The following is a 25443-nucleotide window of genomic DNA, read 5'->3' as shown; positions in this document are numbered from 1 at the left end:
TTTTGGCTGAAGAATACCATTTCAATGAAAATGATTTAGAGTCAGTTGCTTTACGTTGGTTAGAAGAAGTGGGCTATACTTCTGTTTCTGCTAAAGAATTAGAAGATAGTGGGATGTCTAAACGGAAAGATTACAAAGAAGTTGTTTTGATAGACCGTTTGAAAGAAGCTCTTGTAACAATTAATCCTGATGTATCAATGGCAGTGATTAATGATGCAATAAAGACAATTACTGTCCATAAACATCCCGACATGGCAGTCAATAATCAGACTTTTCATAGATACATTACGGATGGAATTGAAATTCCTACACGAGAAGGTAATCGCAATGTTACAAAACGCGTTTTATTATTTGATTTTAATGAGCCAAGAAACAATGATTTTTTAGCAGTCAATCAATTTATCGTGGAAGAAGACAATCAACGAAAAAGAACGGATATTATTCTCTTTGTCAATGGATTACCTATTGTGCTGTTTGAATTGAAGAATGCTACGGATGAAGCCGTGGGTATTTCAGACGCTTATAACCAATTACAAACATATAAACAAGAAATCCCTTCATTACTTACGTTTAATGAATTCATGGTTGCCAGTGATGGTGTGCAAGCAAAAGTGGGAACTTTATCAAGTAATGAAGAACGTTTCATGGTTTGGCGAACGATTGATGGAAAAGTGGAACACGGAACAGCTAGTAGTCAATTAGAAGTGCTAATCAAGGGGATGTGCAATCCAGAAGTACTACTTGATTTATTGCATCATTTTATCTTGTTTAAAACTGATGGGGATAAAACGATTAAGATTTTAGCGGCTTATCATCAATATCATGCAGTGAATCGTGCAGTAGAAGAAGCAAAACGTGCGGTTAGCACTGAAGGAGATAATAAAATTGGGGTTGTTTGGCACACTCAAGGCTCAGGTAAAAGTCTATCAATGGTTTTTTATACTGGGAAATTGGTGCAAGAATTAGATAATCCAACTGTCGTAGTTTTAACGGATAGAAATGATTTAGATGACCAATTGTTTTTAACATTTAGTCAGTCGAGTGATTTATTACGTCAAACACCAAAACAAGCCAATGATGGGGATGAGTTAAAAGAATTACTGTCTGTCAATGCAGGTGGCATCGTTTTTAGTACCATGCAAAAGTTTGCACCTAAAGAAGGCAATCAAATGGATGTATTGACTGATAGACGAAACGTTATTGTAATGGCAGATGAAGCTCATCGTTCTCAATATGGTTTTAGTGCTGATGTTAATGCAAAAGATGGCTCAATCAAATACGGGTATGCTAAATACTTACGAGATGCGTTACCTAACGCTTCCTACATTGGTTTTACAGGAACACCTATTTCTAGTGCAGACAAGTCCACAAAAGCTGTGTTTGGGGATTATATAGACGTATACGATATGACCCAAGCGGTAGAAGATGGAGCTACAGTAAAAATCTATTATGAAAGCCGAATCATCCCTGTATCACTTCCTGATGGATTAGATATAGACGATTTAGTAGAAGACATTGTGGAAGGTCAAGAAGATGATGTCGCTTCAAAAACAAAAGCAAAATGGAGTCGGATAGAAGCTATCACAGGTTCACAACCTCGATTAGAAAAATTGGCTCAAGATTTTGTGAAACACTTTGAAACAAGACAAGAGGCTTCTTTCGGTAAATCAATGATTGTTACAATGTCTAGAAGAATTGCGATTGATTTATACCAAGAAATAATTAAACTTCGTCCTGATTGGCATTCTGATGATGATGATAAAGGGAAAATTAAGATTGTAATGACAGGTTCAAGTAGTGACCCAGATTATTGGCAACCTTTTATTGGGAATAAGACAAGACGTGATAAATTAGCGAAGCGAATGAAAGATGATTCTGATGAACTTCAAATTGTTATTGTTCGAGATATGTGGCTGACAGGTTTTGATGTTCCTAGCATGAATACCATGTATATTGATAAACCAATGCAAGGGCATAATTTAATGCAAGCAATCGCTCGTGTAAATCGTGTATTTAAAGACAAAACAGGTGGATTGATTGTCGATTACATTGGTATTGCACCGAATTTGAAAAATGCTCTACAAGAATATACACCAAATGACCAAAAGCAAGCAGGTATTGATACCCAAGTCGCTGTGAATTTAGTCAAAGAAAAATATGATTTGATTACCAATACGATTTTAGATAAATTTGATTATTCTGATTTCAATTCAACAGATTATACAAAAAAATTACAAGTTATTGCAAATGCTGCAAACTATATTTTAGGATTAGATGATGTCGAAGATGTTAAGAGATTTAAAGATTTAGTAACGGAAATCACTCGAGCGTATGCTTTGTGTGTGACAGAGGAAGAAGTCCAACAATACAACGCTGAAATTGCCTTTTTTAAAGCTGTAAAAGTATATTTAATTAAATTAAACTTTGTAGATGGAGTAAAATCTCCTCAACAAATCGATGAAGAATTGAAGCAATTAATTTCTAAGTCCGTTGTAACGGAAGATATTGTGGATATTTACGATTCTCTAGGATTAGAAAAAGCTGAATTGTCTATTTTGTCTGACAAGTTTTTAGAAGAAATTAAAGAAATGCCACAGAAGAATCTTGCTTTACAATTACTCGAAAATTTATTAGCAGGAAAAATAAAGTCTATTCAAAAAACGAATGTTGTTCAAGCAGAAAAATACTCTGACCTATTGAAAAAATCCATAAATAAATACAATACTAGAGGAATTACTTCTGAAATTGCCATTCGTGAGTTAATTGAATTGGCAAAAGACATGAAAACAATGAAAGAAGAAGGCGAAGAATTAGGCTTGACAGTTGAGGAAAAAGCTTTTTATGATGTTATCTCTAAAAATTCTGATGAAGACGAGCAAGTTCTAAAAGATATTGCAGTAGGTATAGCTAAAACTATTGAAGAAAATATGACAATTGATTGGACAAAGCGTAGTTCTGAGAAAGCCCGAATGAGAGTTGAAATTAAACGTTTTTTGAGAAAAAATAATTTTAAGACGGATTTAGAAACCATTGATTTAGTGATTACACAAGCAGAGTTAATGGCAGAAAACTTGATTTAGAGGTAAAAATAAAAAAGCCTTAATTTTAGGCTTTTTTATTTTACCCACGAACATAGAAATTTTTTTCATATTTTAATAAATTGGGTCTATTTTATTTTTGAAATGTTATCTAATCCCTTGATACATGTGGCTAAAATCTATTTTATTTTTGGGTCTGGATTTTGAAAATTTGAGGTAAATTGAAGAATTTAAGACTGTATTCTAAAGTATAAAAGATGGTGAGAAAAACCATTGTAAACGTTGATATATAAGGATTTCCGTTTAGCACTTAAACGTGCTGGCTTACTTACTCGTGACGCACGTATGGTTGAACGTAAGAAACCAGGTCTTAAGAAAGCTCGTAAAGCATCACAGTTCTCAAAACGTTAATTTTTTATCGTTCGAGCAAAACACACCTTTCATTTTGGAAGGTGTGTTTTTTTGTGTTATTAATATAATGAGGTGGAGAGCAGAATTTTATTAATAAACCAAGTTGTGTACAATTATTTCATGGCACTTTCTACTTTAGAAAGTGTTTTTTATGGTTATGTTTTTGTTGGTTTATCACTATTTGCTCATATTTATGCATTAAATACATAATTAGTTTGATTTTTATTCTGTTTTCTGGTTAAAATTTAATTGTAGGTTGTTGAGCAGATGATGAGAGGGTAATACACACACAAACGACAAGGAGCTCTGCAAGTGACTAATAAAATACTAAAAAGAATTGTTTTGTTACTGTCTTTCTTGTTTAGTCTTTCGGTTGCATCAACGATTCAGAATATTGAAAGAGTGAGGGATTTCCATAGAAAAACAAATACAGAAGATTTTTTTACAGAATTCAAGTTTCCTGAATTTATTGTATCGAATCAGCAAGAAAGAATGATTCTTGAACTGCTGGAATCAGTTTCTAAAGAATTAAATGTAAACTATATGGCAAGAATTTCGTCATTCGGGGTAAGAGATAGCGAGTTTGCTGAAACAGGAAACCTGTCTTTTGAGAATGTGGGAGGGGAACACAAATTTTTCGTTTCAGAACAAAGGGATACATCTCTGTTAAAAAATTTTCAAGTATCTCCGCAATTGATCAATGAGAAAAATTATTTTGCCACAAATGTAGAGAAATATCCTGATGCAAAACATATAGAAAATGGACTTCAGAATAATGAAGATTTTTTTATTTTGCCAATTCAAATGGCTGAAAATTTGAATCCAGCTAGATTTTTTGTTGAAACAAAAGACAAAGAAATATTGAATGTATTCTTATCGAAATTAACTGACAACTACAATCATTTATTTGAAACAGAATACAAAATAGAAGATTTCCAGTATGAAAATATTGACCTAGCACTTAATTTATCACCTCCACTAGAAACCCTATCGCTAGTGCTCTTTATGATTTTTTACATACTTTCCCTACTCTTATGGTTGCTAGAGAATAATGGACGAATTACCATCTATCGACTAAATGGATTTTCAAGCAGAAAAATCGTTCATACATTGTTATTAAAAGAGTTATTAGTTCTGTTTTTCTTGAATAACCTGATAGCTTCACTTTTTATATTGCATTCGATGAACTATTTATTTGTGCTAATGCAACTACTTTTCTTTATTTTTAGTCTGCTTATTTCATACTCTGTTGCGGGATTGCTAAAGTATTTCTCATTGAACAAACAATTGAACCATCAAACACTTGGAAAAAATCTTTTTTATACCGTTTATTTTGCAAAACTAGTACTTTTACTTTTTAGTGTCATCCAACTCCTCCCATTAGCTGAATTTACTCATGCCCTTATTTCGCCAAAAATGGAAAATGAGAAGTTAGAAAATTACGCTGTTTTTTATCCGAATTTTGGAGGGAACGAATCTACATTGATGGACTTTTCTTCAACTATGAGAGGGTTGGATAAAGAACCTCTTCTCGAGCAATTGTTGGTAGATGGAGCAATTGAGGTTGATACAAGGCCTTTTTTTGAAGAAGAAATTGAAATGATTCATCGTTCCATTTATGTGAATACCAATTATTTAGACAAATATCCGATCATTAGTATAACGAATCAACCTATTCAAATCGATAAAGAAGAAGAGCGACAGATTATACTCATTCCGGAAAGAATGATGACATATTTTGCTGAAATTCGTGCTTGGTTTTTGAATGAAACATTTCTTGATGCACAAACTGTAAAAGAAGATCATATTTTGTTTTATACCATTCAAAATGAACAAGAAATCTTTGCTTTTGACCAAGAAACATCTTATACAATTACTGAACCAAATATTATTCATATAATGACGTTGAATAACACCCCGATTTTTCAAAGGGATTTTCTTACAGGAGATAGTTTTTCTGAACCTCTAAAGATCCCGTTAAATGGCTCGCCGAAAGAAACCTATAATAGATATCTTCCCTTGTTGAAAGAAGCTGGTCTAGAAGATAACTTTCCTTTTTTAATACCAATGAATCAATTAAGAAAAGTAGAACAACAAATGATTTATTCTTTAGATATCAGGCAAAGAATCGTTGAATTGTCGGTTACCATTTTGTTGGTTATCGTTTTGATTTCCTATTCCACGCTAAATTATTTTCGTCTTCACAAACAAAAATTTGTTATTTGGCGATTAAATGGTGCTTCTTTTTTCAAAACGTATAAGAGTATGTTTCTTTTTTCTGGGCTGCAATATCTTGTCTTTTTCATCTATGTAGCTGCCTACTCTTTTCAAGTGACAGATGTGCTTATCTTTTTATTCTTTTTACTGGTGGAATTTATCGTACTATATCGAACTTTTCTATCGATTGAGAAGAAAAATACAATAGAATTTTTGGAGGGAAGGTAGATGTTATTTGAATTTTATAATCAGAGAAAGTCCAAGATATTCTACAATTTTTTAGCAATCACTATTTTCTTATCTCTTATGGTGTTCTTTTCCCAATTTATGTTAGTAAATAACAACTTAAGAGATTTTACCATGTATGCAGATGAAGCGCTTAGAAATGGTGAAGATATCAACCAATTATTAAGAGATAGTTTCGGTGTTTCTTTTCAAAACAATATAGAACTGATTGAAAATCCACTTAAACATTACTATATAGCTTATCATTCAAGTTTAGCTGCGATGAATCCACAAAATGGTATTAATCAGCTGCTTTCCTCTTCATTTTTTGTTCTTTTCCCCTTTATTGCTGGGATATACGGTATAGTCGTAGCAAATGCAGATATAAAATATCAAACTCTCAAAACTAGAATAGAGTTGAAATCTATAAAGAAAGCTAACTTGAACAAAATTTTAGCAAGTTTACTTAGTCTTCTTCTTTTTCTCAGTGCAGCAATTGGTACATTTCTTTTACTTCAATCTTTTTCTCCCGCTTTTATCCAAATAGATGGATCAATTAACGCAGATATGACGTTGATTAATCAAATTTCTTATTTACATCTAGCGCCACTACAAATAATAATGGTATTCTTTGCTTCAAGCATCTGCTTTATTTTTTGCTTTTACTTCACAGTTGTCACAAAAAAACCAATACTTACTGTTTTTCTTCTTGGAGCATATAACTTAGCGCTCCCGCCACTAGGGAAATATGATCTAAAAGATATATTGTTATCTATTTATCCAACCCTATTTAATACAAATGCCTCAACTTTTCGCATCAATACAGGCAGTGGCGTGGAATTAACTGTTTCTTTGGTCGTTAGTATATGCATCCTTTTATTAGGTTATGTTTTCTTAATGGAATATATTCAAAATAGGTGGAGTATTTCGGGAGAAAAGTGATTAAGAATCATTCTGATGAAAAAATATATTTCTGCCACAAAATTAAACTTTTGTTGACGTAGGGTAACCTTTATATTTATGCTGTAGATGAAGAACTTAGAAATGCACTGCTAAAGGCTGGAAAAGGTGAACTTAAGATATGAAAAATAAAGAAAACGCCACGATGGTCAAAATCAACCAATTCAGAGATGAACGAAATTGGCGTCAATTCCATAATGAAAAAGACTTGGCCCTATCGATTTCTCTAGAAGCTTCAGAACTTTTAGAGATTTATCAATGGAAAACAGCAGAAGAAGGCAATCAAGAAATCGAGCATATCAAAGAAGAATTAGCCGATGTATTGATTTATTGCCACATGCTGGCTGATAATTTGGACTTGGATATCGATCAAATCATTGAAGAAAAGTTGATCAAAAATAATTTGAAATATCCTGTTTCAAAAAGCAAGGATTCAAATAAAAAATACACAGATTTAGAAGAATGATAAAACAGAACGGAGCCTCGTGAAATGAGTCTCCGTTTTTTTGCTATGAACTTCAAATCTCCAACTGCTTATCCCCCAACTTGACTAATTCAGGGTCATGCGTTGCCATGATCAAGGTCTTTCCCATTTGTGTCAATCCCACCAAAAGTCTAGCAATATGGTCTCTATTTTGTGTATCGAGAGATCCTGTGGGTTCATCTGCGAGAATCAAATCAGAGGGTTTCAAGATGATCCTTGCTAGAGCGACTCTTTGTTTTTCACCGCCAGATAAGGAAGAAATGGGCGTATTTAATTTTTTGTCTAAATGGACTTGTTCTAGTGCTTGTCGCATCAATAACGTTTTTTCACGTTTGGATAATTTGACATATTTTAGCCCAATTTCTAGGTTGAAGCCGATTGTTTCGTATTCTATGAGTCCATAATCTTGAAATAGGAACGAGATTCTTTGTCTTTTTAATAATAATTTTTGTTTGGCAGAGTAATGTTCTGCCTTCTGATTGAAAAGCAGATATCTGCCTTTTGTAAAGGTGTCGCCCAATCCTAAGATAGTTAAAAGTGTGGTTTTTCCAGCGCCGCTTTTTCCAGTGATAATGCCGATTTCGCCTTTGTTGATTGAAAAATCACTTATTGAGAAAAGTGTCTTGTTTTGGATTGTTTTTTCGGCATCTGTTATCGAGATTAATTTTTCTGTCATGGTTTTTCTCCTTAAAAATTACTTAGGTCTTTTTTGTTCAAGAATAGAAATAAAAAGAGTAGAAGTGATGAAATCTAGTAACAAAATCATGAAAGATGTAACCAGAAGCCTGTTAGTAAAATCGCCAATCAGTTGTAAGAAAAGAATGGTTCCTAAAAATTGTAAAAATAACGCAAATACATATTCTTTATATGCAGCAATAAAAGAAAAGCCGTTGATTCGCAGCAGCAGTAGTTTTCTATGGTTGAAATCAAAATAAAAGTTGGCAGTTAGAAAACTGATAATGAAAAAGCCGAGCAATGTAAAAGCAGTCATAGACAGCAAGTACATAAAAGAACCAGTCATTCTTTTGACTTGAGTTGCTTCAGTATCAAAATAATCAGCTAAAAATGGTAAGTTATCTGCTAGTTGGTTTTCTTGTAATAAACGTTGGATAAAATCTTCTGGTAAATGATCTGTTCGAATTTTTAAAGGTGGATAAAGAGAACCGTCAATGATGTTTCTGTCCCAATAGTCGCTGTTGGCAAGTGTTTGAACGATAAGTAAGGGATAATCATTGATGTAGGGCTGATTCGGCATGAATGTGTAAATAGGTTGATCATTTTGGATAAAAAGAAATAGGTTTCCTTCATTTGAAAATTGTATTGTTTTGTCTAAGTAATAATCTTTTATTTTTTTCAAACGTTTTTGATTCTCGGATGAATTGAATCTTTCTGGTATAAGTAAGATGCGCGTTTTTTCTTCTTCCGAGATTTGGACTTTCTTTCCGTTTTCATCGAGTATCGGAAACTTTTTGAGATAATTCGGATTGATATGGATGCCTCTGCCGAATTCTTCATTTTCTTCAATCAGATAATCTGAAACATTGACCAGAACGCTGTCTTTTTCATTGAGCGGTTTATATAGAACATCATCTATTAATTGATCAAGTTTGTTGGAATAAATAAAATCTACTTGGTTTTTGCCAATGGCTAACGGATAAAAGGTTTGGTACCTTTCGTTTTTTAATTGCACAGGAATTTGGTAATCAACATTAGGTAAAAAGTTAGAATAGATGATCTGCAATGTCTCACTGCTGGTTAAAATCAAGGAAGAACAGAAAAGAAAGCGAAGAATAAAAATACCCAAGTATCTTTTTTGGCCAAGAATCGTACTATTTAAAAACCAATGTATATTGAGAATCATGAAAATAATAAAAAGAGAAAATAACCATAAAGAAAAAAACAATGTGAAAGCTGATAAAAGAAATGGAAACAAAACACCTTTAGAATAACTAGCGGAAATACCAGTCAGACATAGGAAGCTGATGAATAATACAAGAAACCACCGCTTGCCTAGTAGGAAACCCAAAACATTTTGGATGGAAAAACCATTTTCTCTCAATAATTTGATGTCTTTTGTATAAGAGAAAAGCAAAAAAAATAAAATCGAAAATAAAAAGAATATACCAAAAATAAGATAGCTTGATATGTTGAAGATATCTTTATCAAGTCCTAGAGAAAAATGTTGTTGATTGTCAAAATCAGCGAAATCATCCATTGAATAATCTGTGTGAAATGTACTATTGAAACGATCACGCAGCCGAGAAACAAAATCGACATAGTTTTTTTCGTTTTTTGTACGTACGAAAAAGTCACCTTCATAGTCGCGATTTTTAACAGAATGAAGAATATCCAGTGTTTTCAACTGTGCATTTGTTAGGTGCGGCGAGTATGTTGATGCTGTCTTTAAGTTTGGATAATAAAGAAAGATTTCTAGTTTCGGAAGAAAACGAAAGTCGGCAGTTTGCCGGATAGAATAAGTTTCATTTGTTGTACGCTTCATGAAAGAAATGTTGGTTTCATTTTCTACAGCTGAAAGTATGTTCAAGAAATCCACATATTCTTTTTCTTTAGTGAAAATCATAGGTAATCGAAGAGGAGAATAATTATTTGTATGAGAAAAAACTTGGTTGATTTTCAGCGTGGAATCCTCTTTCACAGCTGCTAGAAGATTTCCAAATAAAAGCATGAATAAGAGAAAAAGAACAGAGAACTTAAACAAAAATTTGGTCAAAGAAGTCACCACCTGTATTTTTAGAATTGTTGTTTGTTTTGGCATACTTTATACTAATAGTGTCGGAAACAAATGGAAATCTGGAATCTGTAGAGGAGCTCTAGGAAGTGTAGAATCTAAGAGGAGGCAAGTTTTGGTGAGGATAGGCGAGAAAATCAAAGAGCAGCGATTGACTAAAAAAATGACACAAAAGTCTTTGGCAGAAAAACTTGGCGTATCAGATAAAACGATCTCCAGCTGGGAAACCGGACGTACATTACCTGATGTCGAATTATTGCTGGAGTTAGGAGAGATATTGGATTGTTCTTTTGTAGAGAAATCTTTAGATCAAGAGAAGTTGTCTAAAGAAAAAAAGAAAGGCAATCCTTTTTTATTTTGGGGAAGTCTAGCTTTTGCTTTTTTGCTGCTGATAGGTTTATTTTTCAATACATATAAATACCAAAGTCCTTTTTTTGATCGAATCAATCCTTTTTTAGAAACCAAAACCGGTTATACTGTACTGCCAGTTACGCAAGAATCTATGGAGAATGAATATTGGGTAGCCAATGATGAATTTGGACATGGCATATGGCTGTCATTGGAACACGGCGCAACAGACAACGAAAAAAGTCATGCAATGGTGAAACATAAAGGAAGTTATGTCGAAAAAGTTCGTTTGGTCTCATGGGAAGCATTGCCTGAAAGTTATAAAGACCTGGTCGGCGAATTCTATGACGAGGCGATGAAAAGACAGAATGAGGAGCCTGTTGTTCATTAGAAAATCGATCATTATCTTCTTTTTATAGAAATTTCTTTTTTCTTATTGCTTTTTAAAACGCTTTCTTGTATTATTGTTATAACAATAATACAACGATGGAGGTGAAAAAATGAAAAAACAACTTTTCAAAGACAGCGGAAGTTCTCCTTTATACAGCCAAATATCAGAAGATCTGCGATTCAAGATATCATCTGGCGAATGGGGAGAAGGAGAAAAAATACCTGCTGAGCTTGAATTGTGCGAGATTTATAACGTTAGTCGAATCACGATTCGTAAAGCAATCGACGAACTGGTACGTGCAGGTTATCTCTATCGTGAACGCGCAAAAGGAACATTTGTATTAGCAAATGATCACTCGGATGAAAAACAACATTATACGATGGTCCGAAGTTTTACCAAAGAAATGGAAGAATTGGGGAAACAAGCTAAAACGCTTTATGCGAAAGTAGATTTGATTTCAGCGACAGACAAGATGGCCAAACAATTATCGATTGAAAAAGGGTCAAAAGTCTTGCAGTTGCGCAGGATTCGCGGAACGTCTGAAGGGGAAGCTTTTGCGTATTTCGTGACGCATATCCCGTATATCCATGATTTTTCGTTGGATAGTAAGGACTATTACGATTCTTTTTATGATTATTTGAAAACATTCGGAATTCTTATCAATGATAGTCGTGAATATGTGGAAGCAATTGCTGCAACTCCAGAATTACAAGCAGTTCTAGATATCGAAAAAGGAACGCCTATCTTGAAACGTGTCAGAATGACTGCAGAAAGAGATGGACGGTTTAAAGAAATCAGTGACTGTTATTACATTGGCGATAAATATCGCTACTATGTCGAACTGAATTAAATAAGACGATACAGTAAACTTTTCTGGTAAAAAGAAACACACTATTTTTTATCAGAAAAGAGAATTACTGTAGAGAAACAGATATAATGTTTAGTTTTTTTATAAATAACAAATATTGGCTTTAATGTCATAACATAATAACAATAGAGGAGCTGGCGAAAATGGCAATATCATTTATTAGAGTAGACGATCGGATTATTCATGGACAAGTAGTAACAAGATGGATGAGTGAAAGAAAATGTGATGGCGTGATTGCGGTAGATGATCCTTCAGCAAATAACCCAGTCCTATCTAAAGTATTAAAAGCAGCTGTACCAAAACCGCTAAAAGGGTTTGTTATGACGGTGGATAAAACGGTTCAGAAATGGGAAGATATCGCAAAAAGCAAGAAAAGCTATTTCTTGATCGTAAAGACACCAGAAACACTCGTGAAACTTTATGAAAGCGGTGCAGACTTTATCTCTCTTTGTCCACAGCTGAATGTTGGTCCAATGAGTGCACGGGAAAATGCGAAAAAAATCGGTCCGAATGCAGCAGTGACACCCGAAGAAATCAAGGCTTTTGAAAAATTAGATTCTCTAGGTATGGATATTGAGTTTAAGTTAGTACCAGATTCAAAAGGAACATCATGGAAAGAAGTCAGCAAAGAAGTGTAATAGCAGTGGTTTATTAGAATAGGAGGAGAAATTATGTTATTTTTTCAAGCATCAATGATTGCGATCCTATGTTATTTAGGGGCTTTGAGCACACCGTGGCTTTTCGGAGTCACAGGCGGCTGGTATACGTTGACGAGGCCGTTAGTTTCAGGTTTTTTAGTCGGTATGATCTTAGGAGATGTAAAACAAGGAATTATTATTGGTATCGCAGTACAAGCGGTATATATTGCATTGGTCACACCTGGGGGGCAAATGCCGGCTGATTTGAATTTTGTTGCATATCCAGCGATTGCGTTGGCGATTTTATCACGTTCTTCCACAGAAGTAGCAGTGACGATGGCAACAACGATCGGAGTGATTGGAACAATCGTCTTCAATTTTTATCAAGTAGCAAACTCTTTTTGGAATCACAGAGCAGAAAAGGCGATTGAAGAAAATGATAATAGAGGTTTCTTTATAAATACAGTCGCAGGACCGCAAATCTTTAACTTTGCCTTACGAGCTGTCCCATGCTTCTTGGTTGTTTACTTTGGCTCTTCTTTTGCTTCTCAAATGTTAGCAAGCATGCCTCAATATTTGATCGATGTCATGAGTGTTCTTGGAGGCGCGCTGCCGGCAATCGGGATCGTGATGCTTCTGACAGCTGTTGTGAAAGAAAATATTTTATTGTTATTTTTTGTATTCGGTTTCATTTGTGTCGTTTTTTTGAAATTGAATATGATTGCTTTGGCAGTGGTGGCTGGTGTAGTTGCGTATATCTATTATCAAGCAATTTCAAATAACAATGGCGGTGAAGCAATGACAGCGGATGGCGGATATGAAGAGGAGGAATTTTAAATGGAAAAACAGACCTATCAATTGTTAGACAAAAAAACACTCAATAAAGCATATGTGAGATGGATGATGTACAATCTGGTCGCAATGAGTTTTGAATTCCTAGCTGCTTTTGGTTTTGCATATTCAATGGAGCCTATTGCAGAAAAGTTGTACAAAAATCATCCTGAAGAAAAGAAAGCACTACTTAAAAGACATTCTGCTTTTTACAATACAGAGCCTCAAGTAGGTGCGTTGATCAACGGGGTTGTGTGCGGATTAGAGGAACAAAGAGCATTAGGAGCAGAAGAAATCGATGATGGATTCATCAATGGATTGAAAGTTGGTTTGATGGGGCCTGTAGCTGGTATTGGTGATTCGATGATTCCGGGGATGTTGATCCCGATCTTGTTATCTATCGGAATGGGGCTGGGCGCTGGCGGAAATATTCTTGGTCCGATTTTTTACATTATTTCTTTCAACGTTATTATCATAGCAGGAACACGATTTTTGTTTTTTAAAGGATATGAATTAGGTGCGGAATCCGTTGATGTATTTGTTGGTAAAAAAGCGCAGCAGATTACTCAAGCATTTTCTGTTCTCGGAGTGATCGTAATTGGCGGGGTTGCTGCTAGCTACGTGAAATTGGATTTGCCGATCGTCATAAATATGAGTGAAGCTTCGATCGATGTCCAAGGATTGATTGACGGGATTTTTCCTAGTCTGCTTCCGTTATTATTAGTTATTTTTTCTTGGTTTTTGATGGCTAAAAAAAGTGTCTCACCACTGAAACTGATTGGCTTATACTTCTTAGTTTCTTTCATTGGTGTAGGAATCGCACAATTCTTTTAAATTTGGAAAAGGGATGATGAAATGAAAATCAGTGTTTTACTAGTCAGCCATTCTGGTCTTGCAGAAGGGATGAAAAAAGCAGCAGAATTCATTGCTGGAGAACAAGAGAACTTTTATGCTGTGGAACTTGACGCAGATGGGATAGAAAAATTTCGAGAAACTGTCAAAAAAAGAATAAATGAAGCAATGCAAACAGAGGAATGGATCATCATCAGCGACATACCATCTGGATCGCCAGGAGCGAATGTATTAGATCTTGCTGTTTCTGAAAAGCTGCTTTTTAAGATGTATTCAGGTATGAATCTGGCACTCGTTTTAGAGACCCTTTTATCTCGAGAAAACAAGACCAGCGAAGCACTGGCTAAAGATGCGATCCTGACGGGAAAAGAGAGCATTGTGGATATGCTGACAGAAGAAGAGGATGAGGAAGAGTTTTTCTGATTTAATGTTATAACAATATGACAAAAAAGGAGAAGCAACATGACTTATAATTTAAAACCGGAAATAACGATCAAGCATTTTTCAGACAGCTGGGAAGGCTACAAAGCAATTTTGGGTCAATTACAAAAAAGCAACACAGAGATTACGAAAAATCGGATAGTAATCGAGTGTTATCCAGGAGTTGATCTTGATGAAATCGAGGAGGCTCTTAGAAAAGAATGTCATGATTATTTGCTGATTCGATCAGATGACTATGCTTATGATGCAGAAACAGTGACGAAAATGATTCAGCAGACACTAACTGATGATCGAGTTTTCGGTGTTATGTCTCATGCAGAATTAGCTGATTTTTTCCCTGTTTATGAATTAAAAAAAATCCAGGAAAAATTATCGAATACAAACCAAAATGTGGTTGTATATGGAACAGGCGCCTCTCTTTTAGTGGAAAACCCCAACACATTAGTCTATGCAGATTTAGCAAGATGGGAAATTCAGCTGCGTTTTAGAAAAGGTATGCCAAACTGGCAGGGAGCAAATGAGAAAGAAGATGCACTGAGAAAGTTCAAACGAGGGTACTTTTTTGAATGGCGAATGGCAGATCGCTTAAAGCAAAAATTATATGAAAAGATTGATTATCTTTTAGATACCAATAAAAAAGGCGAACCAAAAATGGTGTCAGGAAAAGATTATCGTCAAGCGCTAGCAGAAGTTGTTTCCCAGCCGTTTCGCCTAGTTCCATATTTTGATGCAAGTGTTTGGGGCGGCCAATGGATGAAAGAAAAGTTCAACTTAGATCCTTCCGCAGAAAATTATGGCTGGGCATTTGATGGTGTTCCAGAAGAAAACAGTTTGCTTTTGCGTTTTGGCGATACTGTAATCGAGATTCCCGCCATCAACGCTGTCCATCAATTTCCAGATGAATTATTGGGCAAGAAAGTACGTACTCGTTTTGGTAAAGAATTTCCGATCCGTTTTGATTATTTAGACACAGTGGGGGGCGGAAATCTAAGTTTACAAGTTCATCCAATGGTTGAATATATCCAAGAAAAATTTGGAATGAATTATACGCAAAATGAAAGTTATTATATATTAGATGCAAAAGAGCAATCAACGATTTATTTAGGGGTCAAAGAAGGTGTAAGTAAAGACGAATTATTTGCGGATCTTAAAAAAGCAGAAAATGGCGATTTTCGCTTTCCAGACGAAAAATATATCAATTGTTTTCCAGTAAAAAAACATGACCATTATTCTATTCCTTCAGGGACGATCCATTGCGGCGGTCCAGAAACGGTAGTCTTAGAAATCAGCCAAACACCATATATCTTTACTTTTAAATTATGGGATTGGGAACGTGTTGGCTTAGATGGGATACCACGACCTGTCCATTTGGAACATGGAGAAAAAAATGTCCAAATCGATTACGACACAAAATGGGTAAAAGAGAACTTGATCAATCCAACCGAATTGATTGAAGAGACCGACAATACTATTATCGAAAAGACTGGCTTGAACGAACTGGAATTAATTGAAACACGAAGATATTGGTTCTCAGATGCTGTGGAAGTTCAAACGATGGATAGTGTCAATATGCTGAACTTGGTAGAAGGAGAAAAAATCACTGTAGAAAGTATGGATGGGGAATTTGAACCCTTCAATGTCAACTATGGAGAAACCTTTATCGTTCCAGAACAGATAAAGGAATACCGACTTGTCAATCAGGGAAATCCTGATAAAAAAGCTGCGGTGATCCAAGCTTTTATTCGAGGACTATAAGAGAGAGCTTATGAAAAAAGATGAGTTGGATGTATTTTTTGACCAAAAAAATAAATGCTTTATTTACAGTGAGGATATGTTTGGACCAACTGAAGCAAAAAATAGATATTTAGAAGATATCCGCCACAGTTTGCTGAATGAAAATGTCTCAGGACCTGAAATCATTTATACGATTGCGATGGATGTGGGAAAGAAGAAAGATCAGCTTGATTTATGTCAAAGAGGACTGTTATACGGGCTAGTGGAGTATGCCGCGGGTAAACTAGGAAATGAACCAATCAAAAGCCAAGGCCATGTTCATGCAATATCACAAATAAGTCAGATGTCTACACCAGAAGTATACGAGATTTTAGAAGGGCAGGCATTGATTTATATGCAGGAAAGTATCGAAAAAACTGCTGGCAAATGTTATGCTGTCGAAGCAGAAACAGGAGATATCGTCATTGTTCCGCCAGGTTGGGGCCATTGTACAATCAACGCCTCAATAGAGAAAAGCATGCGCTTCGGGGCTTGGTGTGTAAGAGATTATGCATTCGATTATACTGGACTGAAAAAACAGCGAGGGTTTGCTTTTCTGCCTGCTTTTGAGGACGGAAACAAGTTGATTTGGAAGAAAAATGATCATTATACTTCTGCCGAATTAATCGTCAAAAAGCCAAGAGAATATACAGAGCTCGGTATCAAACCAAAAGAGCCAATCTATTATCAATATGAACAGAATCCAGATTTGTTCAACTTTGTTAGTCATCCAGAAAATGACAAAGAAAAATGGATGAACTTTGTACCTTAAATATAAAATGATAGTTATTTCCGGCATTCAAAGCTTACAAAAAACACCCGCACAACAATGTTTTCTGTTGTGCGGGTATTTGGTTTATATGGGTTTTGTTGAACAAGGAAATTGGATCAAATTGTATGTCCCTGAACGATTTTTATTGGTAAAAAATAGTGGTTTTCCAATGTTTTTTCTGGGTCTTTGATTCGCTGCAGCAAAAGATCGATCAAGATGTCCGCATAGTCTTCCATTGGTTGAGCGATCGTTGAAAGCTGCGGGAAATAATTTTGGATGAATCTTGTGCCGTCATAGCCGATGAGTTTCAACTTTTCTGGAATCTTGATGTTTAATTCCTGGGCTTGATTATAAGCAAGGATCGCCGTTAGATCGTCTGTGCAAAAGAGACCATCAATCGTTTCGTTTTCTAAAATTCGTTTGATTTCTAAATTTTTTAATGCGGTCGATTGGTTTGCAGAATGAAACTGAAAGATCTGTGGTTCGATTTCTTTTTCTTTAAGGAAATGCAGATAGCCGTTTAGTCTTTGATTTGTCGGAGAATTTGACTCATGAGAACCTGTCAAAATCGCGATTTTTCGAGCGCCTCTCAAATACAACGATTCAGCAGCTGCATAACCTCCTTGAAAATTATCACTGCCTACGATCGGGATTCCGTCTGCAAGATAACGGTCGAATGAAACGATAGGCAATTCGATATTTTCATATTCTGATATTCCAAGATTATGAGCGCCCGCAATGATACCGTCCACTTTGTTTGCAGCAAGCATATTGATGTAATTGCGTTCTTTTTCTTTGTTGTTGGCACTGTCGCACAAAATAGAGCGATAACCAAGTTCAAATAAACGGCTTTCCAAGTGTTCAACGAGTTCGCCGAAAAAAGGATTTGCTACTGTGGGAAAAATCAAACCGATTAATTGCGTATTTTTACCTTGTAAGGAACGGGCAAGTGAATTCGGCTGATAATTTAATTCTTTCATTGCAGCGTGTACTTTATCGATTGTTTTTTGGCTTAATGAGCCATAGTTATTGATGACGCGAGAGACGGTTGTAGGTGAGACGCCAGCTTTTTTTGCGACATCTGTTAATTTGACAGCCATATTCTTTTCATCCTTTTTTGTCCATTTTACGCAACTGCCATAGGTTCACTTCAGGAGTCTTGTCACTGTCCATAACGATTCCAGTCTGTTTTTTAGTAGGAAAGGCTCGTAATGAAGCAGTCTGCTCCCCATGATTGATAAAAATCTCGACAACGGAACGATCGACGAAAATTTGCAGCGTCAACGGTTTCGCGTCTATAGTGAATTCTCTGGTCAAACCAAATGCTTCAGCAAATGGGATGCCAGCTTGGCTGCGGTCAATTTTCATTGTACCACGATGTGTATCGAAGCTGATCACGAGACCGTTGTTTTTTCCTTCTTCTGCAAATAAAGTAAGTGTTCCAGAAGCTTTTTCGGAAAAAGTAATGTTTAGTTCATATTGATTATCTACTGAGTCATAAAAATCTTTCAGTTCTTTTTCTAGAGAAACAGCTTTACCTGTACGCAACTCTTTAGTTTCCGCTGCTGGTGTCTGGTAGAGACGGTTATCTTTGATTGTTAGTTCTTTGACAAGACTTAGACAATGCGCCCAGCCTTCTTGATCTGTTGGATAGCTGATCTCAGGAAGTCCCAACCAGCTGATAGCTAATAAACGTCCATCTGGCGCATGGAAGGCTTGTGTAGCATAAACATCGAAGCCTTCATCGAGATTTTTCAAAGGAGAGGGGTCTATCAAAGTGTTCTTTTCTTTATCATAACATTCACCAATCACATACATATTAGGATAGATATTTTCATACGGACAAACAGTTTGATCTAAACCTTGCGGGCAAAATAACAAGAGAGCACGATTTTCAGTAAATAGAAGATTGGGACATTCAACCATAAAGCCCATTTTTTCCTCTGCAAAAGCCAATTCACCTAAACACTCCCAATTCGATAAATCTTTGCTGAAATAGGTAAGGATCTTGCCTTCCATTTCTTTATTTTGGGCGCCGATGATCATGAGGTATCCCTCTTCAAAAGGTAAGATTTGCGGATCCCGGAATTCTGCAGTATAACCTTTTGGCGGCTGATGGATCAATGGCTCTTTTTGTTTAGATATCACCCCGTTTTTATCCATCCAAGCGCCTAGCTGGTAAGCATGACGTTCCCAATTTTCATCACGAACATTTCCAGTATAACTAAGAAATAATTGATCTTTAAATGCCAGCGCAGAGCCGGAATAGACCCCATGACTATCGTATTTGCTGTCAGGGAATAATTTGATTCCTTCATTTTTCCAATCAATCAGATTTTCAGAAGTTAAATGGTACCAGGATTTCAATCCATGGATGGGCCCCATGGGATAGGCTTGATAAAAAAGATGCCATTTGTGATCAAAGTAAGAAAAGCCGTTTGGATCATTTAATAATCCAGTTTGGGGTTGGATATGATAACCAAGCCGCCAAAATGAACGTTCAGCTGCTTTTTCTAGCGAACGCAAATGATTTGGACTCCATTTTTCATAAGGGCGGTAACGTTCTTCTTTTGTCCACGTAGTTTTTAATGGCATAATCGGTCTCCTTGTAAATGTATTTCTGATTTTATACTAAAATAGGACAGCATTATTGTCAAACGTTTATCATTTTTTAAAACCATTTAATTCCTTTTTTACGGATTGTTTAATTATTATTATTTTTAAATTGATAAACGTTTGACATTTTTCGTTAAGCGTGTCATACTGTTTTTGAAAAGCGGTTACATTCTTATTATCTGATTATTTAGGAGGAAAGGGTATGGACTACAGAAAAGTTGCAGAGGAAATAAATAAAGCTCTAGGTAAAGGAAACATCCAAGCGGCTGCTCACTGTGCCACGCGATTGCGCTTAGTGTTAAAAGATCCAAGTAAAGTGAATCAAAAAGCATTAGACAAAATCGAGGCAGTCAAAGGAACATTTGAAGCAAATAATCAATTTCAAATCATTATCGGCGCAGGAGATGTCAATAATGTGTACCATGAATTGGTCAAATTGACGAATGTTAAAGAAGCTTCAACTTCTGATTTGAAAGCAGTGGCATCAAAAGGTAAGAAAACGAACCCGTTTATGGCTTTTGTAAAGGTATTGTCTGATATTTTTGTACCAATTGTTCCTGCTCTTGTCGCAGGTGGTCTATTAATGGCTATCAATAACGTTTTGACAGCACAGCATCTGTTTGGTCCTCAATCTGTTGTAGAAATGTATCCGGGTGTAACAGATTTCGCTGCTATTATCAATTTACTTTCCGCTGCACCATTCTTCTTCTTACCGATTTTAGTTGGTTTTTCTGCTACAAAACGCTTTGGCGGAAATCCTTATTTAGGAGCTGCTATTGGAATGGCGATGGTCATGCCTGATTTAGTAACGGGCTATGATGTAGCAAATACGATTGCAGAAGGCAGCATGACATATTGGAATCTTTTTGGTCTGAATGTTGCGCAAGCCGGCTATCAAGGCTCTGTTTTACCGGTTTTAGCAGTCGCATGGATCTTGGCGACTTTGGAAAAATTTTTCCACAAACGAATCCCCAACGCATTTGATTTTACTTTTACACCAATGCTTGCCATCATCATTACTGGTTTCTTGACATTCACAGTGGTTGGTCCAGTGATGCGGGAAGTTTCTGATGGGTTAACAAATGGTCTGGTTTGGTTGTATGAAACCACGGGCGCTGTAGGATTAGGGATTTTTGGTTTCTTTTATTCGCCGATCGTTATTACAGGATTACATCAAAGTTTTCCAGCAATCGAAACGACTTTGTTAGCAGATGTTGCTAGGACAGGCGGTTCATTCATTTTCCCAGTGGCTTCTATGGCGAATGTTGCCCAAGGTGCTGCTACATTTGCGGTTTTATTACTGACAAAAAGTAAAAAACAAAAAGGATTGGCGACATCAGCAGGTATCTCAGCTATGCTTGGAATCACAGAACCAGCGATTTTTGGTGTGAATCTTAAGTTGAAGTTTCCTTTCATCTGCGGCATGATTGCCTCGGCTGCAGCTTGTGTATTTATTGGGTTGTTCCATGTTCTAGCTGTAGCGATGGGACCTGCAAGTGTTATTGGGTTCATTTCGATCACACCAAGCGCGATTCCCACATTTATGATCGGAATTGTTATCAGCATTCTTGTTGGTTTTACAACAACGTATGTTTATGGCAAGAAAAATATCCATTTATTTGTGGAAGATGAAGAATTAGAAGAAACGGCCGAAGAATCAGAAGTTCAAATTTTTCAAGATCCTGCCGGCGAAATGGTAGGCGGATCATAAAATAAAATCTCTAGAGAAACGAAGACCGTAAAAATCGATGGATTGATTTTTACGGTTTTTTTGTATGGTCTAAAGCAATGGAGGATCAAATATTTCTTTGGAGCCGAAGTTTTTTTCCGATTTTTTCAATCAAAAAAAGTGCAGGAAGCTGAGAAGTCAATTCAATCGTTTTGTCATGGTTATCACTTGTTTTATAAATCGTTTCTCGGTTGATCGTATAAGGAATATTAAGGTCAGACATTTGGCTGATCGTTGAGCTGTCACTGTTGGTAATGGAGAGAATCGTACATTTTTTCGTATTTAAACGTTTGATGTAATGAATGATTTCTTTTGTTTCGCCCGTCACAGATAAAGCAATCACGCATGTATGTGCCAAAATCTCATCAGGAAACCATTCGATCGGATAATTGGAAGGGTCCTCAATTCGCAAGGCAGTTTGAGAAAGGTTTGTAAAATACAATGAACCATACGCAGCTATGGGTTCAGAAGAGCCTGAGCCAATGAAAAGGACGAGCTTTTTCTCGGCTAAAAGTTCAACTGCTTTTTCAATTTTCTTCGTTAAGAATGGTTCGCTGACTCGCTCTAGAAAATGGATATATTGTGTTTCGTCAAAGTCGGTAATCTTGGCTTGGTTAAGAGAATCAGCATATAGTTGAAGCTTGACTTTAAATTCTGAAAAACCATGACATTCGAATTTATGGCAAAAACGTAAAATGCTGGCAGTACTGGTATGAGTTTCGTTCGCTAATTCGCGGATCCTCATATAAGAAACAAGTTTTAGATTATTTGAAACGTAATGATAAATCTCGTATTCCAATGGATTTAAATCGGGAATGTAATCTAGAAATAACATAATAGCCTCCTTGTGTTACGAGCTGTGACAAATTTGGGACATGTGACCAGAAACGACATACATGACAAAGAACAAAAAACGTCTGACGAAACATTATAATCATTGTTATACTCTGATTATAATTTATGAAAGCGCAATCTTCAATGTGTTTTGATAGATGGATTATTTATAGTTCAACAGCAATGGAGGAATGAATATGAATACACAATTTCCTGATACATTTTTTTGGGGAGCAGCAACAAGCGCAACGCAATCAGAAGGACGTGAAGAAGGGGATCAAAAAGGTGAGAATATCTGGGATTATGCATCAAAAAAGTTCAATCATCGATTTTATGAAGGCATAACGACCGAGAAAACATCGAGATTCTATCAAGATTATCGTCAAGATATCCAAAAGATGAGTGATCTTTCTTTTAATTCACTGCGAACCTCCATTTCTTGGGCTCGTTTGATCCCAGATGGAGTGGGGAAAATAAATCCAGAAGCTGTGGATTTTTATAATAATGTGATCGATACCATGATCGAAAAAGGGGTTGAGCCGTTTATCAACCTCTATCACTTTGATTTGCCAATGGCTCTTCAAGAGAAAGGGGGATTTGAAAACAGAGAAGTGATCGAAGCATATAAACGTTATGCAAAAATTTGTTTTGAATTATTTGGTGATCGAGTGAAATATTGGTTTACGTTTAACGAGCCGATGATCCCAGCTGAAGCGGGGTATCTGCATGATCGTCATTATCCTTATGTGGTGGATTTCAAGCGTGCGGCTTCTGTTTTGCATCACATCATTTTAGCGCATTGCGAAGCAGTCCAAACCTACAGAGAAATGGATTTGAAAGGGGAAATCGGGATTATTTTGGATGTGATTCCTGTTTATCCTCGTAGCCAGAATCCAGCAGATTTATACGCAGCAGAAATGGCGGATTTGTTTTATACCAAAAGTGTCAACGACGCTCTTTTAAAAGGGAAGTATCCAGACAAGTTGAGCGAGGTACTAAAAAAATACAATCAGATGCCAGACATAAAACAAGAAGACTTAGCACTGATCGCAGCGACCAAAATCGACATTTTAGGCATTAATTATTATCGGCCTCGCAGAGTAAAAGCAAAAGAATGCGTACCTAATCCTGAAGGGGTGTTTTCACCAGAGTGGTTTTTTGATGAATATGAAATGCCGGGGCGACGGATGAATACATCGAGAGGAATCGAGATTTTTCCAGAAGGGATCTATGATATTGCAAAGAAAATCCAACATGAATATGGAAACATTGATTGGTTTGTTTCAGAAAATGGGATTGGTATCCAAGAGGAAGAACGATTTTTAAAAGATGGAATCGTGCAAGACGATTACCGCATTGATTTTTTGAAGGAACATTTAACTTATTTGAGAAAAGCAATGGATGAAGGCAGCAACTGCTTAGGTTATCACATGTGGACATTTATTGACTGCTGGTCTTGGGGAAATGCGTATAAAAACCGCTATGGCTTTTATCGGTTAGATGTAGAAACTGGCGAAAAAACAATCAAGAAATCAGGACAATGGTTCAAAAAAGTGATCGAGAATAATGGATTCGATTAAAAGGAGGTTTTTTTATGGTAAGTACACTTGATAAATTAGCAATGAAACTGCTGCCGCTGGCGAATGCAATCGGGAACCAGCGGCACTTGCAGGCAATTAGAAATGGACTAATCTCTATTTTTCCGTTAACGATCGTGGGTTCTTTTTTTACGATTTTGCTTAATTTGCCGATTCCTGGGTATACAGAACTTGTTGCTCCGTACTTGCAGATTTTAGATGTACCTTTTCGTTTTACAGTAGGTTTGATGTCCTTATATGCTTCTTTTACTATTGGCTCTTTTTTAGGAAATACGTACAAATTAGATAAAATCACTAGCGGTTTTCTGTCCATGTTAGCGACATTGTTGATGGTCGTGCCAGTCAATTTGCAAGAAGGTGTTGATGCACTAGGAGATGCAGTGGCAAGTGGGCGTTATATACCTATTGCTCCACTTGGTGCTCAAGGGTTGTTTGGAGCGATTGTCGGGGCATTGATTTCTGTAGAGATCTACAGGTTTACGAAAGAAAAAAATCTGGAGATCAAAATGCCAGATGGAGTGCCGCCGGTAGTGGGAGAATCATTTGCAGCGCTTCTGCCTACATTATTGGTGATTTTGGTGTTTTGGGTACCGCGTCATTTCTGGGATTTCAATTTAAATGATTTATTGAGCTTGGCAATCTCGCCATTAAAAGTTTTCTTAACAGGAAATAATTTGTTGGGAGGGATTTTGACACAGTTCTTGATTTGTTTGTTTTGGGCATTAGGAATCCATGGGCATGCCGTAATGGGACCGATTATTCGGCCATTTTGGGATCAGGCAATCATTGAAAATGCTGAATTGTTTCAAAACGGAACGAGTGCATTTGATTTGCCAAATATTTTTACGGAGCAATTTTATCAATGGTATGCGCAAATGGGAGGAACAGGGGCAACATTGGCACTGGTCGTTCTTTTCCTTTTCTCAAAATCCAGTTATTTGAAACAGCTGGGCAAGTTATCGATTTTACCAGGAATCTTTAATATCAATGAGCCGATGATTTTTGGGACACCTATCGTTATGAATCCGTTGCTGGCAATTCCTTTCATTTTGGTGCCTATTGTAAATACGATTTTAATCTATATTGTAACGATTTTAGGCTGGATGCCGAGAATGATGGTCAAGCCGCCTTTTTCTATCCCAGCACCACTTGGAGCATTGATTACGTCAAATTGGAACTGGGTAGCCTGTGTGATGGTTTTTGTGTGTTTTGCAGTTTCTTTGGCGATCTATTATCCATTTTTCAAGATGTTCGAAAAAATCCAGATCGAGCAGGAGAGACAAGGGGAGATACAATAAGTAGTTTTTGAATTTTATTTCTAAAGATAAAAAGAATCGGAACCGCATTATATCTGGATGTCGTTTCTGATTCTTTTTAAGTACGCAATTATTAGAAAAATATATAAAGATGATTTTTTTAAAATAGAGAAAAATTTAATAATGAATTATTTATCAAAGATTACGTTGTTTTTTTATTTTAAAGAGGTATTGAGTCGATTATTAGAAAGAAAACCTGCTAGTAACTTGCTTTTTAGATTAAAAAGCAAGTTAGATATAAAAAATAAAACTGTGTGTATCATGTTTTCTTTAAAAACTAGAAACTACTTTTTGCTTTTTGTGAAAATATAGTTACGATGTTGTCGTAAAAGTAAGCGATTACGGTATAAGA

The 25443-nt window shown here is 36.0% G+C and carries 19 protein-coding genes and 2 pseudogenes; 16 read left to right on the top strand and 5 right to left on the bottom strand.

Annotated elements, in window-relative coordinates:
- Window positions 1-2 precede the first annotated feature (2 nt).
- The 5 genes and pseudogenes from IGI64_RS11985 to IGI64_RS11965 all read left to right on the top strand — a co-directional run bounded on the left by IGI64_RS11985 (window position 3) and on the right by IGI64_RS11965 (window position 7317).
- Complete coding sequence (locus IGI64_RS11985; RefSeq protein ID WP_319497353.1) at window positions 3-3080, top strand: type I restriction endonuclease subunit R; 3078 nt, start codon at window positions 3-5, stop codon at window positions 3078-3080.
- Between the two features lie 252 nt (window positions 3081-3332).
- Window positions 3333-3449 (top strand): annotated as a pseudogene (gene rpsI / locus IGI64_RS11980) (30S ribosomal protein S9); the annotation flags it as partial.
- A gap of 312 nt (window positions 3450-3761) precedes the next feature.
- Window positions 3762-5894 (top strand): DUF1430 domain-containing protein, encoded by a 2133-nt coding sequence (locus tag IGI64_RS11975; protein WP_429940678.1) that lies wholly within the window; start codon window positions 3762-3764, stop codon window positions 5892-5894.
- Window positions 5895-6833 (top strand): hypothetical protein, encoded by a 939-nt coding sequence (locus IGI64_RS11970; RefSeq protein WP_429940677.1) that lies wholly within the window; start codon window positions 5895-5897, stop codon window positions 6831-6833.
- A 139-nt stretch (window positions 6834-6972) separates the two neighbouring features.
- Window positions 6973-7317, top strand: a complete 345-nt coding sequence (locus IGI64_RS11965) for a nucleotide pyrophosphohydrolase (protein WP_429940676.1) — start codon at window positions 6973-6975, stop codon at window positions 7315-7317.
- 52 nt (window positions 7318-7369) lie between these two features.
- Here the strand turns inward: IGI64_RS11965 and IGI64_RS11960 are convergent, their stop codons facing one another.
- Window positions 7370-8011: an ATP-binding cassette domain-containing protein gene (locus IGI64_RS11960; RefSeq protein ID WP_429940675.1), complete on the bottom strand. Its 642-nt coding sequence runs from the start codon at window positions 8009-8011 to the stop codon at window positions 7370-7372.
- A gap of 18 nt (window positions 8012-8029) precedes the next feature.
- Window positions 8030-10066: a hypothetical protein gene (locus IGI64_RS11955; protein WP_429940674.1), complete on the bottom strand. Its 2037-nt coding sequence runs from the start codon at window positions 10064-10066 to the stop codon at window positions 8030-8032.
- Between the two features lie 136 nt (window positions 10067-10202).
- Here IGI64_RS11955 and IGI64_RS11950 point away from each other — a divergent pair, with 136 nt between their 5' ends.
- From IGI64_RS11950 to IGI64_RS11915, 8 genes are all read left to right on the top strand, one after another.
- Complete coding sequence (locus IGI64_RS11950) at window positions 10203-10823, top strand: helix-turn-helix transcriptional regulator (protein ID WP_429940673.1); 621 nt, start codon at window positions 10203-10205, stop codon at window positions 10821-10823.
- Between the two features lie 109 nt (window positions 10824-10932).
- Complete coding sequence (locus IGI64_RS11945; protein ID WP_016624399.1) at window positions 10933-11673, top strand: GntR family transcriptional regulator; 741 nt, start codon at window positions 10933-10935, stop codon at window positions 11671-11673.
- A gap of 161 nt (window positions 11674-11834) precedes the next feature.
- Complete coding sequence (locus tag IGI64_RS11940; protein ID WP_429940672.1) at window positions 11835-12329, top strand: PTS system mannose/fructose/N-acetylgalactosamine-transporter subunit IIB; 495 nt, start codon at window positions 11835-11837, stop codon at window positions 12327-12329.
- A gap of 33 nt (window positions 12330-12362) precedes the next feature.
- Window positions 12363-13166 carry a PTS mannose/fructose/sorbose/N-acetylgalactosamine transporter subunit IIC gene (locus IGI64_RS11935; protein ID WP_429940671.1) on the top strand — a complete coding sequence of 268 codons (804 nt, stop codon included), beginning with the start codon at window positions 12363-12365 and terminating at the stop codon, window positions 13164-13166.
- Window positions 13167-13994, top strand: coding sequence for a PTS system mannose/fructose/sorbose family transporter subunit IID (locus tag IGI64_RS11930; protein ID WP_016624396.1), 828 nt, complete (start codon window positions 13167-13169; stop codon window positions 13992-13994).
- Window positions 13995-14015: 21 nt separating this feature from the next.
- The gene (locus IGI64_RS11925) at window positions 14016-14435 is read left to right on the top strand and encodes a PTS sugar transporter subunit IIA (RefSeq protein WP_429940670.1); all 420 of its coding nucleotides are present in this window, start codon (window positions 14016-14018) and stop codon (window positions 14433-14435) included.
- Between the two features lie 39 nt (window positions 14436-14474).
- The gene (locus IGI64_RS11920) at window positions 14475-16208 is read left to right on the top strand and encodes a class I mannose-6-phosphate isomerase (protein ID WP_429940669.1); all 1734 of its coding nucleotides are present in this window, start codon (window positions 14475-14477) and stop codon (window positions 16206-16208) included.
- Window positions 16209-16218: 10 nt separating this feature from the next.
- Window positions 16219-16998, top strand: coding sequence for a glucose-6-phosphate isomerase family protein (locus IGI64_RS11915; RefSeq protein ID WP_429940668.1), 780 nt, complete (start codon window positions 16219-16221; stop codon window positions 16996-16998).
- A 116-nt stretch (window positions 16999-17114) separates the two neighbouring features.
- Here IGI64_RS11915 and IGI64_RS11910 read toward each other — a convergent pair whose 3' ends face one another.
- Complete coding sequence (locus IGI64_RS11910; RefSeq protein ID WP_429940667.1) at window positions 17115-18098, bottom strand: LacI family DNA-binding transcriptional regulator; 984 nt, start codon at window positions 18096-18098, stop codon at window positions 17115-17117.
- 7 nt (window positions 18099-18105) lie between these two features.
- A complete protein-coding gene (locus tag IGI64_RS11905; RefSeq protein WP_429940666.1) occupies window positions 18106-19593 on the bottom strand; it encodes a sucrose-6-phosphate hydrolase in 1488 nt (495 codons plus the stop codon).
- A 223-nt stretch (window positions 19594-19816) separates the two neighbouring features.
- Between IGI64_RS11905 and IGI64_RS11900 the strand changes: the two are divergent.
- Window positions 19817-21274: pseudogene (locus IGI64_RS11900) on the top strand (sucrose-specific PTS transporter subunit IIBC); the annotation flags it as partial.
- A 136-nt stretch (window positions 21275-21410) separates the two neighbouring features.
- Here IGI64_RS11900 and IGI64_RS11895 read toward each other — a convergent pair.
- Window positions 21411-22178 carry a MurR/RpiR family transcriptional regulator gene (locus IGI64_RS11895; protein ID WP_016624389.1) on the bottom strand — a complete coding sequence of 256 codons (768 nt, stop codon included), beginning with the start codon at window positions 22176-22178 and terminating at the stop codon, window positions 21411-21413.
- Window positions 22179-22368: 190 nt separating this feature from the next.
- Here IGI64_RS11895 and IGI64_RS11890 point away from each other — a divergent pair, with 190 nt between their 5' ends.
- Together IGI64_RS11890 and IGI64_RS11885 are read left to right on the top strand one after the other, a co-directional pair.
- Window positions 22369-23757 (top strand): glycoside hydrolase family 1 protein, encoded by a 1389-nt coding sequence (locus tag IGI64_RS11890; protein ID WP_429940665.1) that lies wholly within the window; start codon window positions 22369-22371, stop codon window positions 23755-23757.
- A gap of 14 nt (window positions 23758-23771) precedes the next feature.
- Window positions 23772-25073, top strand: a complete 1302-nt coding sequence (locus IGI64_RS11885; RefSeq protein WP_429940664.1) for a PTS sugar transporter subunit IIC — start codon at window positions 23772-23774, stop codon at window positions 25071-25073.
- The last annotated feature ends 370 nt before the right edge of the window (window positions 25074-25443 follow it).

The organism is Enterococcus sp. DIV0210g (assembly GCF_050559705.1).
In the GTDB taxonomy this organism is placed as follows: Bacteria; Bacillota; Bacilli; order Lactobacillales; family Enterococcaceae; genus Enterococcus_B; species Enterococcus_B faecalis_A.
Note: the sequence above shows the minus strand (reverse complement) of the source record. Positions and strands in the feature narration are given on the sequence as shown.

What these genes read in the sequence shown, in the direction of transcription:
- IGI64_RS11925 (WP_429940670.1), top strand. Translation starts at nt 14,016, where the DNA reads ATGAAAATCAGTGTTTTACTAGTCAGCCATTCTGGTCTTGCAGAAGGG.
- IGI64_RS11905 (WP_429940666.1), bottom strand. Translation starts at nt 19,593, where the DNA reads ATGCCATTAAAAACTACGTGGACAAAAGAAGAACGTTACCGCCCTTAT.
- IGI64_RS11895 (WP_016624389.1), bottom strand. Translation starts at nt 22,178, where the DNA reads ATGTTATTTCTAGATTACATTCCCGATTTAAATCCATTGGAATACGAG.
- IGI64_RS11960 (WP_429940675.1), bottom strand. Translation starts at nt 8,011, where the DNA reads ATGACAGAAAAATTAATCTCGATAACAGATGCCGAAAAAACAATCCAA.
- IGI64_RS11970 (WP_429940677.1), top strand. Translation starts at nt 5,895, where the DNA reads ATGTTATTTGAATTTTATAATCAGAGAAAGTCCAAGATATTCTACAAT.
- IGI64_RS11935 (WP_429940671.1), top strand. Translation starts at nt 12,363, where the DNA reads ATGTTATTTTTTCAAGCATCAATGATTGCGATCCTATGTTATTTAGGG.
- IGI64_RS11920 (WP_429940669.1), top strand. Translation starts at nt 14,475, where the DNA reads ATGACTTATAATTTAAAACCGGAAATAACGATCAAGCATTTTTCAGAC.
- IGI64_RS11915 (WP_429940668.1), top strand. Translation starts at nt 16,219, where the DNA reads ATGAAAAAAGATGAGTTGGATGTATTTTTTGACCAAAAAAATAAATGC.
- IGI64_RS11885 (WP_429940664.1), top strand. Translation starts at nt 23,772, where the DNA reads ATGGTAAGTACACTTGATAAATTAGCAATGAAACTGCTGCCGCTGGCG.
- IGI64_RS11910 (WP_429940667.1), bottom strand. Translation starts at nt 18,098, where the DNA reads ATGGCTGTCAAATTAACAGATGTCGCAAAAAAAGCTGGCGTCTCACCT.
- IGI64_RS11890 (WP_429940665.1), top strand. Translation starts at nt 22,369, where the DNA reads ATGAATATGAATACACAATTTCCTGATACATTTTTTTGGGGAGCAGCA.
- IGI64_RS11930 (WP_016624396.1), top strand. Translation starts at nt 13,167, where the DNA reads ATGGAAAAACAGACCTATCAATTGTTAGACAAAAAAACACTCAATAAA.
- IGI64_RS11940 (WP_429940672.1), top strand. Translation starts at nt 11,835, where the DNA reads ATGGCAATATCATTTATTAGAGTAGACGATCGGATTATTCATGGACAA.
- IGI64_RS11965 (WP_429940676.1), top strand. Translation starts at nt 6,973, where the DNA reads ATGAAAAATAAAGAAAACGCCACGATGGTCAAAATCAACCAATTCAGA.
- IGI64_RS11945 (WP_016624399.1), top strand. Translation starts at nt 10,933, where the DNA reads ATGAAAAAACAACTTTTCAAAGACAGCGGAAGTTCTCCTTTATACAGC.